Here is a 24,225-nt window from a genome sequence, read left to right on the forward strand (position 1 = left end):
GAGTGTGGCCGGATGGGCCGCTGGAGCCGCCCACTCTAGATCGCGAGTACGGCGGTCTCACCGGCTGGTCCGTCTGCCCCCCGACACGACGGCCCGGTATCGATGAGACTGCCGCGGGGCGATAAACGATCGATGAACGCCGCGACAGCGCCCAGATCAGGCAGCGGCGGCTGGTGCCAGAAGCGCTTGGACCTCCGCCGCCTCCGGGGAGTTCAGCCGTTCGTAGATCTCCAGGGCCTCGCGCCAGCAGACCTGGGCCCGGCCCGTGTGCCCGATCCCGTTCAGCGCCTTCCCGAGTACGGTCAGCACGTTGCCGCGCCGCCACTCGCCGCCGATCTCCTTGAGCGGGGTCAGGGCCATCTCGGCGTTGGCTGCGGCCTGGGCCGGTCGTTGGGCGAGTAGGTCCACCTCGGCGAGCCGGAAGAGGGTCATCCCTTCCCACAGGCGCTGCCTGCTGGCCCGGAAGACGGTCAGGGCCTGGCCCAGATGGGCACTGGCGTCGGCCAGTTGCCCGCTCTTACCGAGGGCCAGCCCGAGGGCGTAGTGGCCGTTGGCCGCCTTCAGCGAGTGCCCGAGCTGCTCGTACGTCTCTGTGCCCTGCCGTGCGAGATGCACCGCGCTGTCGGCCCGGTCGGTCTGCAGGTGCAGGCGCGAGAGGTTGCACAGTGCCGCTGCCGCGCCGGAAAGGTCGCCGCAGTCACGGAAGTCCGAGATGGCACGCTCCAGGTATGCCTCACCCTCGGCGTAACGGCTCTGGTAATAGGCGAAGATCCCGAGGATGTTCGCGGCCCAGCAGCATGGCAGCGGGTCGTTGGCGGCCTCCGACAGGGCAAGGGCCAGTTGCGCCTCCTCATACGCCTGGGTGAACTGCCCCGACCAGTGCCGTGCGTTGGCCAGTACCAGGATGGCCCGGCCTTCGGCCCGTGTGTCGGATGCAGCGTGGGAGGCGCTGCGCAGGGCTGCGCCGGCCGCCTCGTACTCCTTGAAGTTCGCTCCTGACTCCGCGAGGTCGACCGCCGCCCACAGCAGGTCGACGGCGCGCCGCAGCGTCGCGCCGCCCGACGACTGCCGTACGCAGGCCAGAATCGGTACGGCCTCGGAGTAGAGCCAGTCCTGGGCGGCGCGGCGATCGGTGAAGACCAGTCCTGGGACACCGGTCTTCTCCAGATGATCCACCAGCCGGTCCCCCGGCCGTTCCATCGCATAGACCTGGGCCGCCGTGGCCAGATAGAAGTCCAGCAACCGCGACATCGCAGTCTCCCGCTCGCTGGGCGGCTGCTCGTCCCGCTCCGCGCACGCACGCGCGTAGAGGCGGACCAGGTCGTGGAAGCGGTAGCGACCGGGCGCCGCCGACTCCAGCAGCGATGTGTCCACCAGGGATTCGAGAAGGTCCTCGGTCTCCTCCAGAGGGAGGTCCAGGACCGCGGCCGCGGCCGCCAGCGAGATGTCCGGGCCGTCCGCCAGGCCCAGCAGCCGAAACGCCCGGGCCTGGGCAGGCTCCAGCTGGCCGTACCCCAGCTCGAAGGTCGCCTTCACCGCCAGGTCCCCGGCCTGCAGTTCGTCCAGGCGGCGGCGTTCGTCCGCGAGTTTCGCCGCCAGGACCGAGACCGTCCAGGTGCGGCGCGCCGCCAGCCGGGACGCCGCGATCCTGATCGCCAGCGGCAGGAAGCCGCACGCCGCCACCACGTCCAGCGCGGCCTCCCGCTCGGCCGCCACCCGTTCCTCGCCCACGATCTTCGTGAACAGGGCCAGCGCCTCGTCCGGGGACATCACGTCCAGGTCCACCAGGTGGGCCCCGGCCAGGTCGACCATCCTCACTCGCGATGTCACCAGGGCCGCGCAGCCCTCCGTACCCGGCAGGAGCGGGCGTACCTGGGCCGCGTCCTTGGCGTTGTCCAGCAGGACCAGCACCCGGCGGCCGTCCAGGACCGAGCGGTACAGGGCCGAGCGCTCCTCCAGGCTGTCCGGGATCGCCGAGTCCGCCGTGCCCAGGGCGCGCAGGAAGGAGCCCAGGACCGTCTCCGGTTCCGCCGGGCGGGGGCCCGCGCCCTGGAGGTCCACATAGAGCTGGCCGTCGGGGAAGGCCGCGCGGGCCCGGTGGGCCACGTGCACCGCCAGGGTCGTCTTGCCCACGCCGCCGATGCCCGCCAGCGCCGACACCGCCATCACCCGGCCCCCGGCGTCCACCGACTCCGACGCCGAGGACAGCACCTCGCTCAGCTCGGCCACGAAGGACGCGCGGCCCGTGAAGTCCGGAACCGAGGCGGGGAGTTGGGCCGGGCGGACGGCCACCACGGACGGCTCCGCCGCGGGGGACGACGGTTCCGCCAGGGCCGGGTCCGCCTGCAGGATGCGCTGCTGGAGCTCGCGCAGGCCGGGGCGCGGGTCCACGCCCAGTTCCTCGGCGAGCAGGCGGCGGGTGTCGGCGTAGACCGCCAGGGCCTCCGCCTGGCGGCCGCTGCGGTACAGGGCCAGCATCAGGAGTTCGCGCAACCGCTCACGCAGGGGATACGCGGCCGTCAGCGCCGTCAGCTCCGAGACCGCCTCCGCGTGGCAGCCCTGCTCCAGGTCCATGTCCAGGCGGGACTCCACCAGACCCAGGCGCCATTCCTCCAGGCGGACCCGCTGGGTCTCGGCGTACGGGCCGGGGACGCCGGCCAGGACCTCGCCGTCCCACATGCCGAGGGCCTGGTTCAGCAGCTCGCGAGCGCGGCACAGGTCGCCGGCGGCCCGTGACTTCTCCGCCTCCGCCGCCAGGTCCTGGGCCACGGTCAGATCCAGGGCTCCCTCGGCCGGCACCCGCACCGCGTAACCGCCGGACTCGCTGACCAGCACCCCGGGCGGCAGGATCTTGCGCAGGCGGGAGGCGTACGTACGCACCGCCGCCAGGGCTTGCGACGGGGGCTCGGGGCCCCACAGCGCGTCGATCAGTTCCGCCGCCGTCGCCGTACGGCCCTCGCGCAGCAGCAGGGCGGCCAGCAGGGCGCGCTGCTGGGGCGAGCCCGTGCCGATCTGCTCCGCACCGCGCCAGGCCCGCACCGGACCGAGCACGCCGAACCGCAGCGCCTCCGGCTCCGTGACGGTCACGGAGCCGGGACGCCGCTGCTCAGGCACTCGCGGCCCACCGTCCATGCGTTCGTCCCCCTCGGCATCACGAACAACCCCGTCAGTTTGCCTTGTTCCGGGCGGTTGCGTCAGCCGTGGGAGACGCCGATCACAGGGCGGCGCATCGCAGCACACAAACCCCTCACACCCTCTTTGCAAGCGCCCGACCGAAGCGCAATAGCTGACGGACCGTCAGATCGGCGCTACCGTGAGGGCCATGGAGACCACACAGTTCCCGCTGATCATCTCCGTCGACGACCACACCGTCGAGCCCGCCCGCGTCTGGCAGGACCGGCTGCCGGGGAAATACCGGGACGTCGGGCCCCGGATCGTGCGCGCCCCGCTGAAGGAGATGACCTTCCTGGGCGGGCGTTTCAAGCCCGTCATGGGCGAACCCGGCAGTACCGAAGGGCCTCTCGGCGACTGGTGGGTCTATGAGGATCTGCGGCGGCCCCTCACCCGGCTCGACACCGCCGTGGGGTACAGCAGGGACGAGGTCAAACTCGAAGTCATCACGTACGAGCAGATGCGGCCCGGGTCGTACGACGTGGCCGCCCGGCTCGCCGACATGGACGTCAACCATGTGCAGTCCGCCGTCTGCTTCCCCACCTTCCCCCGCTTCTGCGGGCAGACCTTCACCGAGGCCGCCGACAAGGAACTCGCCCTGCTGTGCGTGCGCGCCTACAACGACTGGATGGTGGAGGAGTGGTGCGGGGCTCAGGCGCACGGGCGCCTGATACCGCTCACCCTCATACCCCTGTGGGACGCCGAGCTGGCGGCGGCGGAAGTGCGGCGCAACGCCGCGCGCGGCGTCCGGGCCGTCGCCTTCTCCGAGATACCCCCGCATCTCGGGCTGCCCTCCGTGCACACCGACGACTGGGACCCCTTCCTCGCCGCCTGCGACGAGACCGGCACGGTCGTCGCCATGCACATCGGCTCCAGCAGCCGTATGCCCTCCACCTCCGCCGACGCCCCGCCCGCCGTCGGCTCCACCATCACCTTCGCCAACTGCTGCTTCTCGATGGTGGACTGGCTGATGAGCGGCAAGTTCGAGCGGTTCCCGAACCTCAGGGTCATGTATGCGGAAGGGCAGATCGGATGGATTCCGTACATCCTTGAGCGCGCCGATGTGGTGTGGGAGGAGAACCGCGGGTGGGGCGGGGTCGCCGGCAAGGTCACCCGGCCGCCGTCCGAGCTGTTCTCCGAGCACGTCTACGGCTGCTTCTTCGACGACGCCTTCGGGCTCAGGAACCTGGACGCCATCGGGGTCGGCAACGTCCTCTACGAGACCGACTACCCGCACTCCGACTCCACCTGGCCCAAGTCCCGCGAGGTCGGCGAGGCCCAGATGGGGCATCTGCCGGCGGACGTGGTCGAGCGGATCGTGCGCGGCAACGCCATCGAGCTGCTGGGGCTCACCCCCGAAGGGCTGTGGCGGTGAGCGCCCTGGCGTACGGCATCCAGCTGCCCGTGCAGGCGCAGAGCACCCTGTTCGCGGAAGGCTGGGAGGCCGGGGCCGGGCCGCAGGACCTGGTGGCCGTCGCGCGGGCCGTGGACCGGGCCGGGTTCGAGTACCTCGCCGCCTGTGATCACGTGGGCGTGCCGCGCCGGCTCGCCCCCGCCATGGGCACGGTCTGGTACGACCCGGTCGCCACCCTCGCCCATCTCGCCGCCGCGACCGAGCGGGTGCGCCTGCTCAGCCATGTGGCGGTCGTGGCGCTACGGCACCCTCTCCTCAGCGCCAAGCAGTACGCCACCCTCGACCACCTCTCCGGCGGCCGGCTGGTCCTCGGGGTCGGGGCCGGGCACGTCCGGGAGGAGTTCGAGGCGCTCGGGGCCGACTTCGAGCGGCGGGGGGCCGTGCTGGACGAGACGATCGACGCGCTGCGCGCCGCCCTGGGGCCGGAGGAGTTCCCCGAGCACCACGGGAAGATCTACGACTTCGCCGGGCTCGGCCAGCGGCCCCGGCCGGCCCAGCCGCACGTCCCCCTCTGGGTCGGCGGATCCTCGCCCGCCGCCGTACGCCGGGCCGCGCTCAAGGGTGACGGCTGGCTGCCGCAGGGGGATCCGCGGGACCGGCTGCCCGCGCAGATCGCGAGGCTCGGGCGCCTGCGGGCCGAAGCCGGCATCGAGGGGCCGTTCACCGTCGGCGCGATCGCCGAGCCGCTGTACGTCGGACGGGCCGGCTGGGAGGTCGGACGGCGGACGCTCACCGGGCCGCCGGAGGAGATCGCCGAGTCGCTGCGGGCGTACCGGGCGATGGGCGTGAACCAGGTCCAGGTGCGGTTCCGCAGCCGGAGCCGGGCCGAACTCATCGAGCAGATCGAGCTGTTCGGGGCGGAGGTCGCACCCCGGCTGAACTGAGGAGGAGTCCATGGGCAAGCTGGACGGGCGGGTCGTCGTCATCACCGGGGCGGCACGCGGACAGGGCGAGCAGGAGGCACGGCTCTTCCGGGCGGAGGGGGCGCGGGTGGTCGTCGCCGATGTGCTGGACGACCAGGGGGAGGCCCTGGCCAAGGAGATAGGCGCGCTGTACGTCCATCTCGACGTCGGCACCGAGGAGGGCTGGCGGGCGGCCGTGGCGGCCACCAAGGCGGCGTACGGGCACATCGACGGGCTGGTGAACAACGCGGGGATCCTGCGCTTCAACGCGCTCGTGGACACCCCGCTTGACGAGTTCATGCAGGTCGTGCAGGTCAACCAGGTCGGCTGCTTCCTGGGCATGAAGGCGGTGGCGCCCGAGATGGCCGACGGCGGGACCATCGTCAACACCGCCTCCTACACGGCCCTGACCGGCATGGCGGCCGTGGGGACGTACGCCGCCACCAAGCACGCCGTGCTGGGGCTGACCCGGGTGGCCGCGCTGGAGCTGGCGGGCCGTGGCATCCGGGCCAACGCGATCTGTCCGGGCGCCATCGACACCCCGATGTCCAACCCGGCGCGCCTGGACCCGGACGCCGACCCGGAGGAGATGAGCCGGGCCCTGGACGAGCTCTACCGCAAGCTCGTGCCGCTCGGGCGGGTCGGGCAGCCGGAGGAGGTGGCGCGGCTGGCGCTGTTCCTCACCTCGGCGGACTCGTCGTACATCACCGGGCAGCCGTTCGTGATCGACGGCGGGTGGCTGGCGGGGGTCAGTGTGATCTGACGAACCGTCAGCTATTGACGGTCGCGGCGGCCGGTGCGACAGTCGGCCGACAGGAGATCTGACGGTTCGTCAGAACAGACTGAGGACGGTGAACCGCCGTGGAATTCGGGCTCTTTGTACAGGGATACGTGGGCAAGCGCGCCGAGACCGACCCGCTGGCCGAGCACAAGGCGCTGATGGAGGAGACCGAGTACGTCATCCAGGCGGACAAGTCCGGCTTCAAGTACGCCTGGGCCTCCGAGCACCATTTCCTGGAGGAGTACTCGCACCTGTCCGCCAACGACGTGTTCCTGGGGTATCTGGCGCACGCGACGGAGCGGATCCATCTGGGGTCGGGGATCTTCAATCCCCTCGCCCAGGTCAACCATCCGGTGAAGGTCGCCGAGAAGGTGGCCATGCTGGACCACCTCAGCGAGGGACGCTTCGAGTTCGGCAGCGGACGGGGGGCCGGCAGCCACGAGATCCTCGGGTTCATACCGGGTGTGACCGACATGAACTACACCAAGGAGATCTGGGAGGAGACCATCGCCGAGTTCCCGAAGATGTGGCTCCAGGACGAGTACGCCGGCTTCCAGGGCAAGCACTGGCAGCTGCCGCCGCGCAAGGTCCTGCCGAAGCCGTACGGGAAGTCGCACCCGGCGATGTGGTACGCGGCCGGCTCCCCGCCGTCGTACGCCATGGCCGCGAAGAAGGGGCTCGGCGTGCTCGGGTTCAGCATCCAGAAGGTCTCCGACATGGAGTGGGTGCTGGAGCAGTACAAGACGGCGGTCGTGAACGCGGAGCCGGTGGGGGACTTCGTCAACGACAACGTGATGGTCACGACCACGGCGATCTGCGCGCCGACGCATGCCGAGGCGATCGACATCGCTGTGCGCGGCGGGCTGCACTATCTGCCCTCCCTCGTCTTCCGGTACCACGACACCTTCCCGCGCCCCGAGGGCTTCCCCGTGTGGCCGGAGACGCTGCCCGAGTACACGCCGGAGTTCGTGGAGCTGCTGGTGGAGGAGGAGCTGCTGATCTGCGGTGACCCCGACGAGGTGCTGCGGCAGTGCAAGCGGTGGGAGCAGGCGGGCGCCGACCAGCTGAGCTTCGGGTTGCCGGTGGGCGTGCCGAAGGAGGAGACGCTGCAGACGATCCGGCTGATCGGGGAGCACGTGATCCCGAAGATCGACACGGATCCCGTGCACCGGACGTCCAGGTTCCGTCAGGCCGTCTGAGGGGGTTCGGGGACATGCTGGACCATCTCATCAAGGGCGCCACCGTCGTGGATGGCACGGGTGCGCCCTCGTACCTCGCCGACGTCGGCATCCGCAACGGCCGGATCGCCGTCGTCGGCACCGTCACCGAGGACGCCCGGACCACCGAGGAGGCCTCCGGCCTCGTCCTCACCCCCGGCTTCGTCGACCCCCACACCCACTACGACGCCCAGCTGTTCTGGGACCCGTACGCCACGCCCTCCCTCAACCACGGGGTGACGACCGTCGCCGCCGGGAACTGCGGCTTCACCCTCGCACCCCTCAACCCCGCTCGTCCCGAGGACGCCGACTACACGCGCCGGATGATGTCCAGGGTGGAGGGGATGTCCCTGGTGGCGCTGGAGGAGGGGGCTCCCTGGAGCTGGCATTCCTTCGGGGAGTACCTGGACGCGCTCGACGGGCGGATCGCCGTCAACGCCGGATTCATGGTCGGGCACTGTGCGCTGCGGCGGTACGTCATGGGGCCGCAGGCCGTCGGGGGGCAGCCGAGCGAGCAGCAACTGGGCGCGATGCTGCGGCTGCTGCACGAGGCCATGGACGCGGGTGCCTGGGGGCTGTCCACCACGCAGTCCGGTACGCACTCGGACGGGGACGGGCAGCCCGTCGCGTCCCGGCATGCGCGACCGGCGGAACTGCTGGCGCTGTCGAGGGCCGTCGGCGAGCACGAGGGGACGCAGATCGAGGCGATCGTCGCCGGCTGTCTGGATCAGTTCAGCGACGACGAGATCGATCTGCTGGTGGAGATGAGCGCGGTCGCCGGCCGGCCGCTCAACTGGAACGTGCTCACCGTCGACGCGGCCGTACCGGAGCGGGTGCCGCGGCAGCTCAGCGCGAGCGAGCGGGCCCGGAAGGCGGGCGGCCGGGTGGTGGCGCTCACCATGCCGATCCTCACCCCGATGAACATGTCGCTCGGCACCTTCTGCGCCCTCAACCTCATCCCGGGCTGGGGTCCGGTCCTCGGGCTGCCCGTGCCGGAGCGGATCGCCAGGCTCCGGGACCCCGCCGTCCGGGCGGAGATGCTGCGGCGGGCCCGGTCGAAGGAGGCGGGCGTCTTCCGGCGGCTGGCGAACTTCGGCCGGTACGTCATCGGGGACACCTACAGCGAGGCCAACCGGGGGCTCACGGGCCGGGTCGTAGGGGACATCGCGGAGGAGCGGGGGCAGGACCCGTTCGCCTGCCTGGTGGAGATCTGCGCGGGCGACGAGCTGCGTACGGTGCTGTGGCCGATGCCCACCGACAACGACCCGGCCTCCTGGGCGCTGCGCGCCGAGACCTGGCAGCACGAGGACGTGCTGCTCGGCGGCTCCGACGCGGGCGCGCATCTGGACCGGATGTGCGGGGCGCCGTACACCACCCGGTTCCTCGGGGACTGTCTGCGCGGCCGGAAGCTGGTCGGACTTGAGCAGGCCGTGAAGATGCTGACCGACGACCCGGCGCGGCTGTTCGGGCTGCGGGAGCGGGGACAGGTGCGGGAGGGCTGGCATGCGGACCTCGTCCTGTTCGACCCGGAGCGCATCGACGCCGGCCAGGCCCGGCTGGTGCACGACCTGCCGGGTGACAGTCCGCGGCTGGACTCCAGGGCGATCGGGGTGCGGGCCGTGTGGGTCAACGGGGTCGAGGCGATCCGGGACGACGTGGTGAGCGGGGCCGTACCGGGGAAGGTGCTGCGGTCCGGCACCGACACGCGGACGGTGAGCACCAGGTGACGGGGGAGCGGCTGTTCGTCGGCGGGGAGTGGGTGGAGCCGGACGGCGGGCACTACCCGGTGACCGACCCGGCCACCGAGGAGACCGTCGGCTGGGCGCCGGAGGCCTCGCCGGAGCAGGTGCGGGCGGCCTGCGCGGCGGCCCGGGAGGCGTTCGGGGCGTGGTCGCGGACCCGGCCGGAGGAGCGGGCGGCGGTGCTGGGCCGGGCGGCCGAGCTGATCCGCGAGCGGATGGGGCCGTACACCGAGCTGGCCCGCGCGGAGACCGGCGCGACCACGGGGACCGCGCGGGCGATGCAGGTCGGGGTGGCCGCCGCCCGGTTCCGCCGGTACGCGCGCGTGGAGCCCGCCGAGTGGGCGATCGCGCCGCAGATCAACGAGGCCGGGCCGATGGGCCGGGCCGCCGTGCTGGGCGCGCTGGCGGTACGGCAGCCCGTCGGCGTCGTCACCTGCATCACCTCCTACAACAACCCGTGGGCCAACCCGGCCGGCAAGGTCGCGCCGGCGCTGGCCATGGGCAACACGGTGGTGGTGAAGCCGGCCCCGCAGGATCCGCTGTCCGTGTACCGGATGGCCGAGGCACTGGAGGCGGCCGGGGCGCCGCCGGGGGTGGTGAACGTCGTCTCCGGGCGTTCCACCGACGTGGGCGAGGCCGCCGTCGCGTCCCCCGACGTCGACATGGTGAGCTTCACCGGGTCCACGGCCGTCGGCCGGCGGATCGCCGAGGTGTGCGGGCGGGGCATGAAACGCCAGCTCATGGAGCTGGGCGGGAAGGGCGCGGCGGTCGTGTTCGACGACGCGGACGTGGGCTCCGCCGTCGCCGGCATCGGTACGACCTTCTCCTTCTACAGCGGACAGATCTGCACGGCACCGACCCGGGTGCTGGCCCAGCGCGGGGTCTACGGCCGTCTCGTCGAGCAACTCGCCGGTTATGCGAGGAGCTTGAAGGTCGGGGATCCGCGGGAGGCGGACACGGTCGTCGGGCCGGTGATCTCGGCGGAGCACCGGGCGCGGGTCGAGTCGTACGTCGAACTCGGGCGGAAGGAGGGCGCGTCGGTGGTCGCGGGCGGCGAACGGCCGTCGCTGGAACGGGGTTTCTATGTCTCGCCCACCCTCCTCGCCGACTGCGCCAACGACATGCGGGTGGCCCGGGAGGAGATCTTCGGGCCGGTCGTCGTGGTCATCCCCTTCGACGACGAGGAGGAGGGGGCCGCCCTCGCCAACGACTCCGCGTACGGGCTCATCGACTACGTCTGGTCCGGTGACGTGGCCAGGGCGTTCCGGGTGGCCCGGCGGCTGCGGGCCGGGGGCGTGGGGGTGAACACCGTCGGCCGCAACATGGAGGCGCCGTTCGGGGGGTTCAAGCAGAGCGGGGTGGGCCGCGACGTCGGCTCCTACGCGCTGCACGCGTACAGCGAGGTGCAGGCGATCGTGTGGCCGGGGTGAGCGGGGCCATCCGGCGACACAACATCCGCCGTTCCCTCACCGACTCCCCCCGGGCCGTCACCCCTCCAGGTCCACCCGGACCGTCAGCAAGTCCGTGCCGAACGCCCTTACCGCCGCGCTGTTGAAGCTGGGCAGGGCGCGCAGGCGGGCCACCGGGTCGTCGTCGGGGAGGAGGTGGGCGGTGCCGTGGTGCCAGCGGCCGGCGAGGCGGACGCGGACCCTCGGGTCGGCCTGGATGTTGCGGACGTACTGGGACTTGTAGCCGAACTCGGAGACCAGCCAGAAGGAGTCGCCGACCTTGCGGCCGCCCACCGGGGTCTGCCGCGGCAGTCCGGAGCTGCGGCCCGTCGTCTCCAGGAGGGTCTGGAACGGCAGCCGCCGGTTGAGCGGGTTGGCGATGTGCCGTTGGAAGGCGGTCACCACGCGGTGCTTGCGGTCTGCGGGGGCTGACATACGGGTCGCTCTCCTGGTCTGACGGTACGGCGTCGCGGCGGGGATGGTGTGTCGGCTTGGTGCGGGGCGTGTGGCCCCCGGACTTTCCGCCGACTGTCGCGTGTTAGCCTCCCCCGCGGTCGTGATCATTGCAACGGGGGAGCCTGATGGGCGCGTCTTCGGACGGCTACACGGTCAGGTCCGGGATGTCCGGACAGGCGAAGGAACTGGACGCCGCGGGCGACGACGCGGGCAAGATCCGCGAGGCGATCCAGCCGGGAATGTGCTACGTGGACGACGTGCTCGGCGGCCCGGACGCCGCCGCGGCGTTCAACGCGTACGCCGCCGCCTGGGAGGCGGAGGCCAAGGCCCTGGAATCGGCGCTGCACGAACTCGCCGACAAGGTACGGCTGTCGAAGGGGGCGTACCACGGCAGCGACAGCCTCGTCGGTACGAACGCCCACAACGTGGCCGTCGGCGAGAGCAACCTCACCAGCACCATGCCCGCCCACGCCGGCCGCCCGTCGGCGCTGGCCGGCTACTGAGAGGGCGGGCGATGACGGAGTCCACGGGCGACCGCAGCAAGCGGCTGGGCGAGCTGTGCAAGACGATTGCCTCCGCCGACAGCAAGAACGACCTGATCGACGCCATCAACGACGCGCTCGCCGTCTCCGCCCCGGTCGGTGACACGGCGACGCTGGAGTTCCTGGGCAAGCTGTACCAGAAGCAGGACCTCGGGGACCTCCACAAGCGCATCGACAGGGTGGCCAAGAAGGGCCTGCCGGACGTCTGGGCCGGGAACACGAGTGTCCTCGCCTCGGACGCGGTGGCCGCCGCCGGGCGGGCCGCCGGGACGGTGGGCCGGGCCCTCTACGGCGGCGGACAAGCGCTGCTCACGTTCGCCGACGCCCTCAAGGACGCCCAGAGCCAGGACAGCGGCGGGCGGGAGACGCTGCACGAGGCACTCCAGATGCTCGGCGGCAAGGACGGCTGGTTCGACGACCTCTTCGAGTCCGACGCCGACAAGGCCGTCCGGCTGAACGCCCGTTCCCTCGCCTCCCTGGGCGCCGACGACATGCACAAGGCCGCGATCGCCGCCGACGCCGCCGCCCACGCCGTCGCCAGGGACCTGAACAAGTGGGTCTCCGAGGCGCGCCTCGGCAAGCTGGGCACGAGCGACCTGACCGCCGTCGACAAGCTGATGCTGGCCGAGACCAGCGCCGTCGACGGCGACCCTGTGCTGAACGAGATCCTCACCGCGCACGACCTGGAGCGCGCCGGCCGGCGCATGGACCAGCTGAGCGCCGCCGACCGGGCCGCCATGGACCGGATGCTGGCCGGGTCGGGCAGTCCGCAGGAGCGGGCCTATCTGATGAAGGCCCTGGCCGCCGGGCACAGCGTGGCGGAGATCGAGCGGTTCCAGGGCCAGATCCAGGGCCACGACCCCGAGTGGCTGCGCAGGCATCTCACGCCGGTCGTCACCGAGGTGGACAGCATGGACGACGAGGGCCTGGCCTCCGACGGCTCCAACAACAACAAGGACTACGTCACCTTCGACGGGCAGCGGTGGATCCAGGGCGGCGACGGCTCGGAGGGCACCTGCGTGGCCTCGTCCACCGTCACCGCCCGCGCCATGGTCGACCCCCTCTACGCCCTCGGCCTCACCGGCGGGCCCAGCGGACAGGAGGACGACCCAGGGGCCTTCGAGCGGCGCCTGGTGGCCGAGCAGCACCGGCTGCACACGGAGGGCCACGGCGGTGACCACTGGGAGGGCATGGGCCCCGATGGGCAGGAGCACATCGCCGACACCACCATCGGCGCCGCCACCGGCGACGACTACCAGCGCCACGACCTGGACGGTGCCGCCGACCGCAAGGCGGTGCTGAGCGATGTGGAGAAGGCGGTCGCGGACGGCCGCCCGGTCCCCGTCGACGTCAAGGGCAAGGACGGCGCCCACGCGATGACCATCATCGCCCAGGACGGCGACAGACTGCAGATCTACAACCCCTGGGGCACGACGACCTGGGTCAGCGAGAACGACTTCATCAACGGACACATGAGCAAGGCAGCGGACAGTGGACTCAACGACGCGTACAGCGTGTACCTCCCGACAGCCAAGTAGGCGGAGCCTTTGGCGTCGGGGCAGGGCGGCGGGCGGTGCCCTCGCGGCGGCCGCGCTGCTCACGCTCGTCGCGGGCTGCGGGTCGGGCACCCGCGAACCCGCCCCCGTCGCGCACCCCACCGACGAACCGCGCATCACCGCGAAGGTCGGGGAGCGCTTCACGCTCACCGTCCATCAGAACGCCTCCACCCGCGAGCACTGGTACCTGTCCGACCCCAGGCCCGACGCCGACGTGGTCCGCGAGCGCGGGCAGCACAGCACCCCGGACTCCAAGCACCTGGCCGGCGCCGGCAGCGGCCTCACCTTCACCTTCGAGGCCACCGGCAAGGGCAGCACCCGGATCGTGCTGACCCACTGCACGTTCGCCACCACCTGCGACGAGGACGGCGGCGGCAACCCGGCCCCGGCGTCGACCGCACCGTACCGGCAGTCCGCGCCGAAGCGCGTCACCTACACCGTCACCGTCCGCTGAGCCGGCCGACACCACTGACACCGGAACATGAACCCCGTATCGAACCCCGCCCCGCAGCCCCCGGACCGCACCGACGACGAGCTGGCCCGGCTCGACATAGCCCTCCTGCTCCGCTACGGCCTCACAGCACCGCCCGGCCCCCGGCGCACCGCCCTGTTCGGCGACGGCGTCGCGGGCGCGGCCGTGCTGCTCGACCGCCTCGGCACCCAGCCGCGCTCGGTGGCCTTCCTCGCCGACACCGTCCGGGCCGGCGGCCTCGCCTACGCCGCCGACCTCGCCGAGCCGCTGCCGCGCCCGGAGGCGACGGCTGTCATCCGCGACTGGCTGGCCGCCGGCACCGAGCTGGCGGCCGGTGTCGCCGCCGATGACACGGCCGCCCGCTGGCTGCGTGCCGTCGCGACGGTCATCGAACTGCGGCAGCTGACGAGGGCCGCACGGAGCTGACCGGCCGCGCGGGTCACGCCCCGCCGACCGCCCCGAGGAAGATCGGGTTGGTGAAGGCGGCCAGGGCGCCCGGCACCGGTCCCGCCGCCGTCTCGTGCCGCAGCTCGGCGCGCACGTACGCGGCGTAGGCGGGCGTCGTACGCCACTCGGCCGTGCCCGAGCCGGACACCGGCAGCGGATCGCTGGTGAACAGCACACCCTGGTCGGTGACGAAACGGATCGAGCAGCGCGGGGCGCCGGAGACCTCCAGCCGGACGGTCACGGGGGTGTCGGCGGCCACGGGCAGCCGCTCGCCGATGCCCGCCTGCTCTCCGCGCCCGCCCGCCACCGTGAACGCGAGGGTCACGTTCTTCGACTCGGCCACGTACGAGCGTCCCGCGCGGATGCCTTCCTGGACGGCCTCCCGGGTCAGGTCGTCGGCGAGGACGACCGTCTGGGGACTGCCGACCGTGTCCGGGTCGCGGTGGGCGTCGCTGTTGCCCATGGCCGGGAGCCAGGGCCGCCCCTGCCGCACGGAGGCGACCAGCAGGTTGTCCCACTCGGCCAGCGTCACCTCGTCGTCCGGGGTGTAGGGGCCGTTCCACACCTCCACGGCGTCCGCCTCGCCGAAGCCGAACTTCCAGCCGCAGCCGACGCAGGTGGCGTGCGGGTGGGCGGGGACGACCAGGCCGCCGGCGCGGCGGATGTCCCGCGCGAAGCGGGCCCAGCGGTTGTCCCGGGCCCGGTAGCGCCAGTCCACGAACGTACCGGGCTCGGCGCCGAGGGCCACCACATGGCCGTTGCGGGTGGTGATCTCCTCGCCGAGCATGATCAGCAGGTCGTCGCCGGCCTGGTCCGCCCAATGGGGGTGCGCGGAGTGGGTGTTGTGGTCCGAGGAGTTGATGAAGTCCAGGCCGGCCGCCCGTGCGAGGGCCGCGATCTCGGCCGGGGTGCGGCGGCCGTCGGAGTACCAGGAGTGCAGATGGCAGTCGCCCCGGTACCAGGCCCGGCCCCGCCCCTTGGCCCGGGAGGGCGGGTACACCGGCCGCGGGGTCTCGCCCGGCTCGCCGTAGGTCAGCGTGATCGTCAGCTCGTACGACAGTCCCTGCGGCGCCACCGTGTAGGGGCCCAGCGCCACGTACCAGGTGCCCTGCCGCACCGGGCCGGGGATGTAGCCCGGCGTCGCGTCGTCGGCGCGGACGAAGAACTCCGTGCGGGCGCCGCCCGACCAGCCCCGGAAGCCCCGGCCGCCCAGCTCGGTGCCGCGCTCGTCGAAGAGGCCGATGTCGAGGGCGTTGCCCTGGGTGCCGGCCGGGACCGAGGGCCTGTCGTAGGTGTAGGAGACCCTGATCTCCCGTACGCCGGCGGGTACTTCGACCGGTACGTACACGAAGTCGGGGGAGCCGGGCGGCAGGGTGCCGTGTACCGTCCGGGTCTCCTGCTGCTGACCGTCCGCCGCTGCGAAGCTCACGCTCCCCAACGTAAGGGCAGCGGCCGCGCCCGTCACGAACAGCGCGCGTCTGCCGATGCCATGAGCCTGACCGTGCGTGTCTTCAGCCATGGCGGCCACTCTCCCGTCCGCGCGTTAACGCCCGTGGACGGGAGGGCGAGTGGCATCCGTCGGGTGTCATGCGGGCTGCTTCACGGCCGCCGGCGCGAACAGTGCCGACCAGTCGGTATGGACAGTGGAGGCCCGGCCCGGTACAGATGGGCCATGCGTATCGCCGTCACCATCTTCCTCACCGACGAGACCATCGCGCCGGTACGGCTCGCCCGCGAACTGGAACACCGCGGTTACGCCGGCCTCTACCTCCCCGAACACACCCACATCCCGGTCGAGCGGACCACTCCGTACCCGGCCGGCGGCGACCTGCCGCGCGAATACGGCCGCACCCTCGACCCCTTCGTCGCCCTCGGCCAGGCCGCGGCCGTCACCGAGCGCCTCGGCCTCGGCACCGGCATCACCCTCCTCGCGCAGCACGACCCCATCGCGCTGGCCAAGCAGATCGCCACCCTGGACCACCTGTCCGGCGGCCGGTTCACCCTCGGTCTCGGCTACGGCTGGAACGTCGAGGAGGCCGCCGACCACGGGGTCGAATGGCGCACGCGCCGGGAACTGGTCCGCGACCGGGTGCGGCTGATGCAGGCGCTGTGGACCGAGGAACCGACGCCCTACGAGGGCGAGTTCGCCCGCGTCCGGGCCAGCCACGCCCACCCCAAGCCGGTGCGCAAGCCGCGCGGCCCGGTCACCGGCCCGCGCACACTCGTCGGCGGCACGGCCGGGCCGAAACTGTTCGCGCACATCGCCGAGTACGCCGACGGCTGGCTGCCGATCGGCGGCCGGGGCCTCACCGAGTCCCTGCCGGTGCTGCGCACGCTGTGGGCCGACGCGGGCCGCGACCCGGCCGCCCTCCAGATCGTCCCGTACGCGGTCCAGCCCACCTCCGGCAAGCTGGCCCACTACGCGGACCTGGGCATCGAGGAGGTCGTACTGCAGTTGCCGCCGGCGGGGGAGGGCGAAGTGCTTCGGGTGTTGGACGAATACGCCGAGTACCTGTAAGGACAGGGAGGCAGTAGCCCACTCAGGGGCGCGGGGAACTGCGCGAGTGACCACGACGATCCCGCACCGACAAACGCACCGTACCCCCCAAGCCCAACCCGCTGAACCGGCGGAGCCCGAACGTATGCTCAAGGGATGACGACTTCCGCGACCCCCGGAACCGGACCGACCGAGAACTCCATGCGTCGCGCCCTCAAACGTGCCCGGGACGGCGTCGCCCTCGACGTCGCCGAGGCGGCGGTGCTGCTCCAGGCCCGCGGTGAGGCCCTGACCGACCTCGCCGCGTCCGCCGCCCGGGTGCGCGACGCGGGTCTCGAACAGGCGGGCCGTCCCGGTGTCATCACGTACTCGAAGAGCGTCTTCATCCCCCTCACCCGGCTGTGCCGGGACAAGTGCCACTACTGCACCTTCGTCACCGTCCCCGGCAAGCTGCGCCGGTCCGGCCACGGAATGTTCATGTCCCCGGACGAGGTGCTGGACATCGCCCGCAAGGGCGCGGCCCTCGGCTGCAAGGAAGCCCTGATCACCCTCGGCGACAAGCCCGAGGACCGCTGGCCCGAGGCGCGCGAGTGGCTCGACGCGCACGGCTACGACGACACCATCGCCTACGTCCGCGCCATCTCCATCCGGATCCTGGAGGAGACGGGTCTGCTGCCCCACCTCAACCCGGGCGTGCTGAGCTGGACGGACTTCCAGCGGCTCAAGCCGGTCGCCCCCTCCATGGGCATGATGCTGGAGACGACCGCGACCCGGCTGTGGTCCGAGCCCGGCGGCCCGCACCACGGCTCCCCGGACAAGGAACCGGCCGTACGGCTGCGGGTGTTGGAGGACGCCGGGCGCTCCTCGGTCCCCTTCACCTCGGGCCTGCTGATCGGCATCGGGGAGACGTACGAGGAGCGGGCCGAGTCCCTCTTCGCCCTCCGCAAGGTCTCCCGGGCCTACCACGGCATCCAGGAACTGATCATCCAGAACTTCCGCGCCAAGCCGGACACGGCGATGCGCGGCATGCCGGACGCCGAACTCGACGACCTGGTCGCCACGGTGGCCGTCGCCCGCCACATCATGGGCCCCTCCGGCTGCCTCCAGGCCCCGCCGAACCTCGTCGACTCCGAGTACGAGCGGCTGATCGGCGCCGGCATCGACGACTGGGGCGGGGTGTCGCCCCTGACCATCGACCACGTCAACCCCGAACGCCCCTGGCCGCAGATCGAGGAACTCACCGCACGCTCCCGGGCCGCGGGCTTCGAGCTGCGCGAACGCCTCTGCGTCTACCCCGAGTTCGTGCGCCGCGGCGAGCCCTGGCTGGACCCGCGGCTGCGCCCGCACGTGAGCGCGCTGGCCGACCCGGAGACGGGCCTGGCCCTCCCGGACGCGACCGTCGAGGGCCACCCGTGGCAGGAGCCGGAGGAGGCCTTCGTACCGTCCGGCCGTACGGACCTGCACCGCACGATCGACACCGCGGGCCGCACGGCCGACCGGCGCGACGACTTCGACGAGGTGTACGGCGACTGGGAGGCGCTGCGCGAGGCGGCGGCCCCCGGCATGGCGCCGGAGCGCATCGACACCGACGTGCGCCAGGCGCTGGCGACGGCGGCCGACGACCCGACGAAGCTCACCGACGCCGAGGCCCTGGCCCTGCTGCACGCGGACGGCCCGGCGCTGGACGCCCTGTGCAAGGTGGCCGACGACGTGCGCAGGTCGGCCGTCGGGGACGACGTGACGTACATCGTCACCCGCAACATCAACTTCACCAACGTCTGCTACACCGGCTGCCGCTTCTGCGCCTTCGCCCAGCGCCGCACGGACGCCGACGCGTACACCCTGTCGCTGGAGCAGGTCGCCGACCGCGCCCAGCAGGCCTGGGACGTGGGCGCGGTCGAGGTGTGCATGCAGGGCGGCATCCATCCCGACCTGCCGGGGACGGCGTACTTCGACATCGCGAAGGCGGTCAAGGAGCGCGTCCCCGGTATGCACGTCCACGCCTTCTCCCCGATGGAGGTGGTGAACGGCGCGACCAGGACGGGCATGTCGATCCGGGAGTGGCTGTCCGCCGCCAAGGAGGCCGGGCTGGACACCATCCCCGGCACAGCGGCCGAGATCCTGGACGACGAGGTCCGCTGGGTGCTGACCAAGGGCAAGCTGCCGACGGCCACCTGGATCGAGGTGGTGAGGACGGCCCACGAGCTGGGCATCCGCTCCTCCTCGACCATGATGTACGGCCATGTCGACCAGCCCCGCCACTGGCTGGGCCACCTGCGCACGCTGGCCGCCGTCCAGCGGGAGACGGGCGGTTTCACGGAGTTCGTCACCCTCCCCTTCATCCACACGAACGCGCCGGTGTACCTGGCGGGCATCGCGCGCCCCGGCCCTTCCACGCGGGACAACCGCGCGGTCACGGCGATGGCCCGGCTCCTCCTCCACCCCTGGATCCCGAACATCCAGACAAGCTGGGTGAAACTGGGCACGGAGGGCGCGGCGGAGATGCTCCGCTCCGGAGCCAACGACCTGGGCGGCACCCTCATGGAGGAGACGATCTCCCGCATGGCGGGCTCGTCGTACGGCTCGTACAAGTCGGTCCGCGACCTGGTCGCCGTGGCCGAGGCGGCCGGCCGGCCGGCGAAGCCGCGCACCACGCTCTACGGCGAGGTGCCGGAGGAACGGCAGCGGGCGGCGGAGGCCTCCGACGGCCACCTGCCCGAGCTGCTGCCGGTCCTGGACTGAGTACGATGATCCGACCCCCGACCTGAGGCGGGGCCCCGTAGCGGAGGAGATGCGTACCCGTGGCTGCCCGACTGCCCTCCTGGGCCTGGGTCACCGGCCTGACGGCAGGCGCGACCGCGGCCGTCGTCGCCCTCGCCGTACAGGCGGACCACGGGCCGCGACCCACGGCCGCCGTGGCCGGGCCGCGCCCGTCGGCGACGGCGAGCGCCCACGGCTCCGCCGCGCCGCACTCCACGGCCCCGCCCGCGCTGCCGGACGCGTCGGGCGAGGGCCGCCGGATCGTGTACTCGCTCGGCGAGAAGCGGGTGTGGCTGGTCGACGCGACGGGCAAGGCGTCCCGGACGTTCACGGTGTGGCCGGGCACGGTGAGCCCGCAGCCCGGCCGTTACTCGATCACCCTGCGTACCCAGTCCCTCAGGGGCTCGGACGGCGTGCAGATCGAGCACATCATGTACTTCACCAAGGTGCAGGGCGTGAACATAGCCTTCTCCAACGCCCTGGACGGCTCCTCGCCGCCCCCGGCGGACGGCAAGAAGCTGGGCGGCATCCGGATGCACAAGGAGGACGGCGCCGCCCTGTGGTCCTTCGGCGATCAGGGCACCAGGGTGGCGGTCGTCAACTAGCGTCCACCCGGCGGGCCGGTAGCTGGTTCACGATCAGGGCGACCCCGGCGAGCAGGAAGACACGGGTAGCGGCCTCCAGCCCGTTCCAGGTCTTGGACTGCCACATCGAGAACCACTCACCCCCGATCGCGATGAACCCGGCGCCGAAGAGCAGCAGCAGCATCAGCAGCCCGTAGGTGGACCAGCGCCGCGCGAGGTCGTCGTCCTTGCGTCGCGCCCAGAGGTACGTGCCCCGGATCAGCACCAGGGCCGCCACCGTCTCCCACGCGATGATGAGGACGTACGCGGTGTCCTGAAGGCCGGTGCCGGTGATCGCCCGCCACATCAGGTTCTTGTCGTGGAAGGTCGTGTCCATCGCCAGCACATGCCGGACGAACTGCTGGTTCGTCCCGAAGTCGGTGATGTTCCCGAGGGCGACCAGGGCTATGTAGAGGGCGAGGATGCCGGTGAGCACGCCGGCGGCGAGGCCGAGGCCGGTGTGACGTGGGGGGTTGGTGGTCATGGCTGGATTCTCCCCCGCCCAACGCCCGCTTATCGCGTGGTCATTGCGCCAGAATGGGAGTGCGGGCTGCGGGAGGGGCGGACGGATGGCGCAGGCACGGCCGTCGATGCAGGAGCTGATCGGGCGGCGCAGACGGGCGGGGTTCGTCGGACGGAGCGATGAACGGGCGGCTTTCCGCGCCAACTTGGACGTACCCCCCGAGGACGAACGCCACCGCTTCCTCTTTCACATCCATGGCAACGCGGGCGTCGGGAAGACCTTCCTGGTGCGGGAGTTGGAGCAGATCGCGCGCGAGCGCGGGGCGCTGACGGCATACGTGGACGAGAGCGTCGGGAGCGTGCCGGAGGCGATGGCGGCGATCTGCGACCAGCTCGGCCGGCAGGGTCATCGGTGCAAGGAGCTGGAGCGGCTGCTGGCCGCCTACCGGGAACGGCGGCACGAGGCGGAGGCTGCCGCGCTCGCCCTCGACCCGGAGTCGGCGCCGCACCCGTCGGCGGGTGCGCTGGCGGTGGCGCGGGCCGGGCTCGTCGGGCTCGGCATGGTGCCGGGCGTCGGACCGTTCGCCGGCGCGCTGGACGCGGCCCAACTCGCCCAGAGCGCCGACCGGTTGCGGGCCGGACTCAGCGCTCGGCTGCGCAACCAGGAGGACGTGCGCCTGGTGCTGTCTCCGGAGCGGGTCCTGACCCCGGCGCTGCTGGGCGAGCTGGCCGCCTCCGCCTCCGCCGCACCGTGGATCGTCCTGCTCTTCGACACCTACGAGCGCACGGGCGCGTTCCTGGACGGCTGGCTGCACGAGATCATGACGACGGACCGGCACGGCACCCTGCCGGCCAATGTCGTCCTGGTGACCGCGGGCCAGCTCCCGCTCGCCCCCGCCCGCTGGGCCGGGTTCGCGGACTTCGTGGCGGACGTGCCGCTCGGCCCGTTCACGGAGACGGAGGCGCGCGGACTCCTCGCGGACAAGGGCGTCCGGGACGAACCAGTCGTCGCCGAGGTGCTGCGGCTGACCGGGGGCCTGCCGGTGCTCGTCTCCACCCTGGCCGAGACCCGCCCCGCCGACCCGCAGGACGTGGGCGACCCCAGCGGAACGGCCGTGGAGCGGTTCCTGAAGTGGGAGCAGGACCCCGTGCACCGGGCCACCGCGCTGGCCTGCGCGCTGCCCCGGACGCTGGACGCGGATGTGTTCCGGGCCGTGGTCGAGTGCCCGGAGGAGGAGTTCGACGGGCTGTACGCGTGGCTGCAGAGCATGCCGTTCGTGAGCGGGCGCGGGGACCGGATGCGGTACCACGATCTCGTGCGGGCGCCGATGCTGCGGCTGCAGCGTCGGCAGTCGCCGCGGAGCTGGGCCGAGCGGCACCGGCGGCTCGCGCGGACGTTCGCGGGATGGCGCACGGAGACCGAAGCCGCCCTGGAACCGGGGGAGTTCTGGAGGGAGGAGGACTGGCGGGAGCTGCGCCTGGCCGAGTCCTACCACTCGCTCTGCGCGGATCCCCGCGCCGCACTGCCCGCCGTGCTGGCGGACGTCGTCACCGCCTGCGACCACGGGGACGACGTCCTGTGGCGCTGGGTGCGGCTGCTCGTCGAGGCGGGCGAGGACACGGGTGCCACGGGCGCGCGGAGCCTGGCGGGCTGGGGAGACGCGCTGGCGGAGGCGTTCGCGGCGGACGCGGAGACCGGGGTGGCGGGTGTGCTGCTGGACCGGGCGCGGGGCGAGGAGCCCTGGCGGGCGACGGCGTACGCGGTCCGGGGCGACGCCCTGGCGCGCGGCGGCGACCAGCAGGCCGCGCTGGACGCGTACGACCGGGCCCTCGCCGTCGACCCCTCGCTGGTGCGGGCCCTGCGGGGCAAGGTCCTGGCGCGCAGCTCGCTCGGCGACTACCGGGGGGCCCTGGAGGACCTGCGCAGGGTGCTGGAGCTGGAGCCGGACAACCCGTACAACATGTTCCTGCGCGGGGAGCACCTGCGGATCCTGGGCCGGTACGAGGAGGCGGTGGCCGACCTCGACCAGGGGATCCGGCTCGACCCCGGCCAGGCCTTCGCCTGGGCCTCCCGGGGCGCCGCCCGCCTGGCCCTCGGCGAGCTGGACGAGGCGCACGCCGATCTGAACCGGGCGCTCGATCTCAACGCCGACTACGCGTGGGCGCTCGCCCGCCGGGCCCGTCTCTGGCGCGCCCGCCGGGACCGCGCCCGGCAGCTCGCCGACCTGGACCGGGCCCTCGCCCTCCAGCCGGACTGGGCCTGGGGCCGCTGCGAACGCGGCGACGCGCTCCGGGTGGCCGGCCGGGACGAGGAGGCGCTCGCCGACTACGACCGCGCGCTCGCCCTGGACCCCGACTACGCCTCGGCGTACGCGAGCCGGGGTGCCTCTTACGCCAACCTCGGCCGCCTCCAGGAGGCCCTCGCCGACCTCGACCGCGCCCTGGCGCTCAACCCGGTCTACGTCTGGGCGCTGCACCGCCGGGCGGAGGTGCACCGGCGACTCGGCGCGGAGGCCCTGGCCGAGGCGGACGAGTCCCACGCCGCCCGCCTCTCCGCGCCGGAGCCCCCACCCCCGCGCCACCACCCGTCCTCGGTCAACTGACCCGGCCCCGACGCCCCGTCCTCAGTACACCGCCGCGTCCCCCGCCACCACCGGCCGCACCTTGGTCAGCAGCAGGTCCAGGAAGTGGTCGGGGTGGCGGAAGGACGCGAAGTGGCTTGCCTCGGCGATCAGGGCGAAGTCCTTCACCGGGGCCGTGACCGACTCGTGGAAGCGGCGGGCCGGTTCGGGCGGGGTGAGGACGTCGCTCTCGCCCTGGAAGACGAAGAAGGGGAGGCGGAAGGCGGTGCCCTCGGCGTACTCGTCGATCGTCATCGCCTGGGGGCCGAGCGTTTCGGAGAAGGTCTGGGCCTTCAGGTAGGTGCGCAGGTCGCGGAGGGTGTGCAGGGGGGAGAACCAGAGGGAGCGGATGACGACCGTCTTCATGGTGTCGTAGGTGAGGGGGTCGGTCGTCACCACCGTCTTCGCGTACTCCGCCCATTCGTGGGCCGACCAGGCCGACCGGTCGGGGCCGATGGCGGTCATCCTCGCCAGTTGCTTCTTCCGGCCCGCCGTCTCCAGGCGGGCCAGCAGCGCCTCGTAGGCGGAGGTGTCCCGGTCCCCGCCGACGATGTTCTGGTCGGTGCCGACGTACGCCGAGTACCGCTCGGGGTGGTCACGGGCCAGGCGCAGGCCGATGACCGTGCCGAAGCTGTTGGCGAGGAGGATCACCTTGTCCACGTTCAGGCGGGTGCGGATGTGGTCGGTGACCTCGAGGGCGTCCTCGTAGAGGCGGTCGAGGGTCAGCTCGCCCTGGCCTTCCGGGCCGCCCGCCGCGAAGGTCTTGCCGGCGCCCCGCATGTCCCAGCGGACGATCGTGAAGTGCCGCTCCCAGGCGCGGGTGCGCGGGGTGAAGATCAGGTTGGAGGCGCCGGGGCCGCCGTGGATCTCCAGGATCACGGGGTTGGCCCGGTCCTCGCCGCGGACGGAGATCCACTGGTCGATGCCGCCGATGCGGACGTACGACGACTCGTCGATGCCGTTCGGGGTGGTGATCGTGAGCTTCCTGGCGAGGGCGCGGCGCTTGAGGGCCCGGTAGGTGAGCAGCATGGTGTTCCCCTAAACTGTTTATACCATCAGCTGTTCGATGTGTTTACGATATATACAGTTGTCTGGCGGAGTCAACGGGCTTCGC

Annotated in this window: 19 protein-coding genes; 14 read left to right on the forward strand and 5 right to left on the reverse strand. The window is 72.3% G+C overall.

The window, feature by feature from the left end; translation table 11 throughout:
• Window positions 1-156: 156 nt before the first annotated feature.
• On the reverse strand, window positions 157-3,132 hold the full coding sequence (gene afsR, locus ACZ5NH_RS27825) for an SARP-family global regulator AfsR (protein ID WP_468778982.1): 2,976 nt from the start codon (window positions 3,130-3,132) through the stop codon (window positions 157-159).
• Window positions 3,133-3,322: 190 nt separating this feature from the next.
• Here afsR and ACZ5NH_RS27830 point away from each other — a divergent pair, with 190 nt between their 5' ends.
• The 6 genes from ACZ5NH_RS27830 (at window position 3,323) to ACZ5NH_RS27855 (ending at window position 10,657) form a co-directional block, all read left to right on the forward strand.
• Window positions 3,323-4,546 carry an amidohydrolase family protein gene (locus ACZ5NH_RS27830; RefSeq protein WP_451553914.1) on the forward strand — a complete coding sequence of 408 codons (1,224 nt, stop codon included), beginning with the start codon at window positions 3,323-3,325 and terminating at the stop codon, window positions 4,544-4,546.
• Between the two features lie 5 nt (window positions 4,547-4,551).
• Window positions 4,552-5,469 carry a TIGR03619 family F420-dependent LLM class oxidoreductase gene (locus ACZ5NH_RS27835; protein ID WP_468779058.1) on the forward strand — a complete coding sequence of 306 codons (918 nt, stop codon included), beginning with the start codon at window positions 4,552-4,554 and terminating at the stop codon, window positions 5,467-5,469.
• Window positions 5,470-5,479: 10 nt separating this feature from the next.
• Complete coding sequence (locus ACZ5NH_RS27840) at window positions 5,480-6,250, forward strand: SDR family NAD(P)-dependent oxidoreductase (RefSeq protein WP_468778984.1); 771 nt, start codon at window positions 5,480-5,482, stop codon at window positions 6,248-6,250.
• 98 nt (window positions 6,251-6,348) lie between these two features.
• Window positions 6,349-7,467: an LLM class flavin-dependent oxidoreductase gene (locus tag ACZ5NH_RS27845; protein ID WP_468778986.1), complete on the forward strand. Its 1,119-nt coding sequence runs from the start codon at window positions 6,349-6,351 to the stop codon at window positions 7,465-7,467.
• 14 nt (window positions 7,468-7,481) lie between these two features.
• The gene (locus tag ACZ5NH_RS27850) at window positions 7,482-9,212 is read left to right on the forward strand and encodes an N-acyl-D-amino-acid deacylase family protein (RefSeq protein WP_468778988.1); all 1,731 of its coding nucleotides are present in this window, start codon (window positions 7,482-7,484) and stop codon (window positions 9,210-9,212) included.
• The gene (locus tag ACZ5NH_RS27855; protein WP_468778989.1) at window positions 9,209-10,657 is read left to right on the forward strand and encodes an aldehyde dehydrogenase family protein; all 1,449 of its coding nucleotides are present in this window, start codon (window positions 9,209-9,211) and stop codon (window positions 10,655-10,657) included. The genes ACZ5NH_RS27850 and ACZ5NH_RS27855 overlap by 4 nt, the downstream gene beginning before the upstream one ends.
• Before the next feature lie 57 nt (window positions 10,658-10,714).
• Here ACZ5NH_RS27855 and ACZ5NH_RS27860 read toward each other — a convergent pair whose 3' ends face one another.
• Entirely contained in the window at window positions 10,715-11,110 is a 396-nt protein-coding gene (locus tag ACZ5NH_RS27860; RefSeq protein WP_468778991.1) for a nitroreductase/quinone reductase family protein, read from the reverse strand.
• Window positions 11,111-11,256: 146 nt separating this feature from the next.
• Between ACZ5NH_RS27860 and ACZ5NH_RS27865 the strand changes: the two genes are divergently transcribed.
• Genes ACZ5NH_RS27865 through ACZ5NH_RS27880 form a run of 4 tightly spaced genes read left to right on the forward strand, consistent with a single transcriptional unit; the run spans window position 11,257 to window position 14,127 of the window.
• The gene (locus tag ACZ5NH_RS27865; RefSeq protein WP_388630335.1) at window positions 11,257-11,634 is read left to right on the forward strand and encodes a hypothetical protein; all 378 of its coding nucleotides are present in this window, start codon (window positions 11,257-11,259) and stop codon (window positions 11,632-11,634) included.
• 11 nt (window positions 11,635-11,645) lie between these two features.
• A complete protein-coding gene (locus tag ACZ5NH_RS27870; protein ID WP_468778993.1) occupies window positions 11,646-13,211 on the forward strand; it encodes a peptidoglycan-binding protein in 1,566 nt (521 codons plus the stop codon).
• Window positions 13,165-13,683, forward strand: coding sequence for a protease inhibitor I42 family protein (locus tag ACZ5NH_RS27875; RefSeq protein ID WP_468778995.1), 519 nt, complete (start codon window positions 13,165-13,167; stop codon window positions 13,681-13,683). Before ACZ5NH_RS27870 ends, ACZ5NH_RS27875 begins: the two co-directional genes overlap by 47 nt.
• Window positions 13,684-13,710: 27 nt before the next feature.
• Entirely contained in the window at window positions 13,711-14,127 is a 417-nt protein-coding gene (locus ACZ5NH_RS27880; protein ID WP_451553906.1) for a hypothetical protein, read from the forward strand.
• A gap of 13 nt (window positions 14,128-14,140) precedes the next feature.
• Here ACZ5NH_RS27880 and ACZ5NH_RS27885 read toward each other — a convergent pair whose 3' ends face one another.
• Window positions 14,141-15,667: a CehA/McbA family metallohydrolase gene (locus ACZ5NH_RS27885; protein WP_468778997.1), complete on the reverse strand. Its 1,527-nt coding sequence runs from the start codon at window positions 15,665-15,667 to the stop codon at window positions 14,141-14,143.
• A gap of 153 nt (window positions 15,668-15,820) precedes the next feature.
• Here ACZ5NH_RS27885 and ACZ5NH_RS27890 point away from each other — a divergent pair, with 153 nt between their 5' ends.
• The 3 genes from ACZ5NH_RS27890 (at window position 15,821) to ACZ5NH_RS27900 (ending at window position 20,010) form a co-directional block, all read left to right on the forward strand.
• Entirely contained in the window at window positions 15,821-16,666 is an 846-nt protein-coding gene (locus ACZ5NH_RS27890; protein WP_468778999.1) for an LLM class F420-dependent oxidoreductase, read from the forward strand.
• A 135-nt stretch (window positions 16,667-16,801) separates the two neighbouring features.
• Window positions 16,802-19,387: a bifunctional FO biosynthesis protein CofGH gene (locus tag ACZ5NH_RS27895; protein WP_468779001.1), complete on the forward strand. Its 2,586-nt coding sequence runs from the start codon at window positions 16,802-16,804 to the stop codon at window positions 19,385-19,387.
• Between the two features lie 59 nt (window positions 19,388-19,446).
• Entirely contained in the window at window positions 19,447-20,010 is a 564-nt protein-coding gene (locus tag ACZ5NH_RS27900; protein WP_468779003.1) for a hypothetical protein, read from the forward strand.
• Here the strand turns inward: ACZ5NH_RS27900 and ACZ5NH_RS27905 are convergent.
• Window positions 20,003-20,512 (reverse strand): DUF2165 domain-containing protein, encoded by a 510-nt coding sequence (locus ACZ5NH_RS27905; RefSeq protein ID WP_468779005.1) that lies wholly within the window; start codon window positions 20,510-20,512, stop codon window positions 20,003-20,005. The genes ACZ5NH_RS27900 and ACZ5NH_RS27905 overlap by 8 nt on opposite strands.
• A gap of 85 nt (window positions 20,513-20,597) precedes the next feature.
• On the opposite strand from ACZ5NH_RS27905, the gene ACZ5NH_RS27910 reads away from it, so the two are divergent.
• The gene (locus tag ACZ5NH_RS27910; RefSeq protein ID WP_468779007.1) at window positions 20,598-23,093 is read left to right on the forward strand and encodes a tetratricopeptide repeat protein; all 2,496 of its coding nucleotides are present in this window, start codon (window positions 20,598-20,600) and stop codon (window positions 23,091-23,093) included.
• Between the two features lie 21 nt (window positions 23,094-23,114).
• Here ACZ5NH_RS27910 and ACZ5NH_RS27915 read toward each other — a convergent pair whose 3' ends face one another.
• Entirely contained in the window at window positions 23,115-24,140 is a 1,026-nt protein-coding gene (locus tag ACZ5NH_RS27915) for an alpha/beta fold hydrolase (RefSeq protein ID WP_468779009.1), read from the reverse strand.
• Between the last annotated feature and the right edge of the window lie 85 nt (window positions 24,141-24,225).

The organism is Streptomyces sp. NPDC031426 (genome assembly GCF_055581585.1).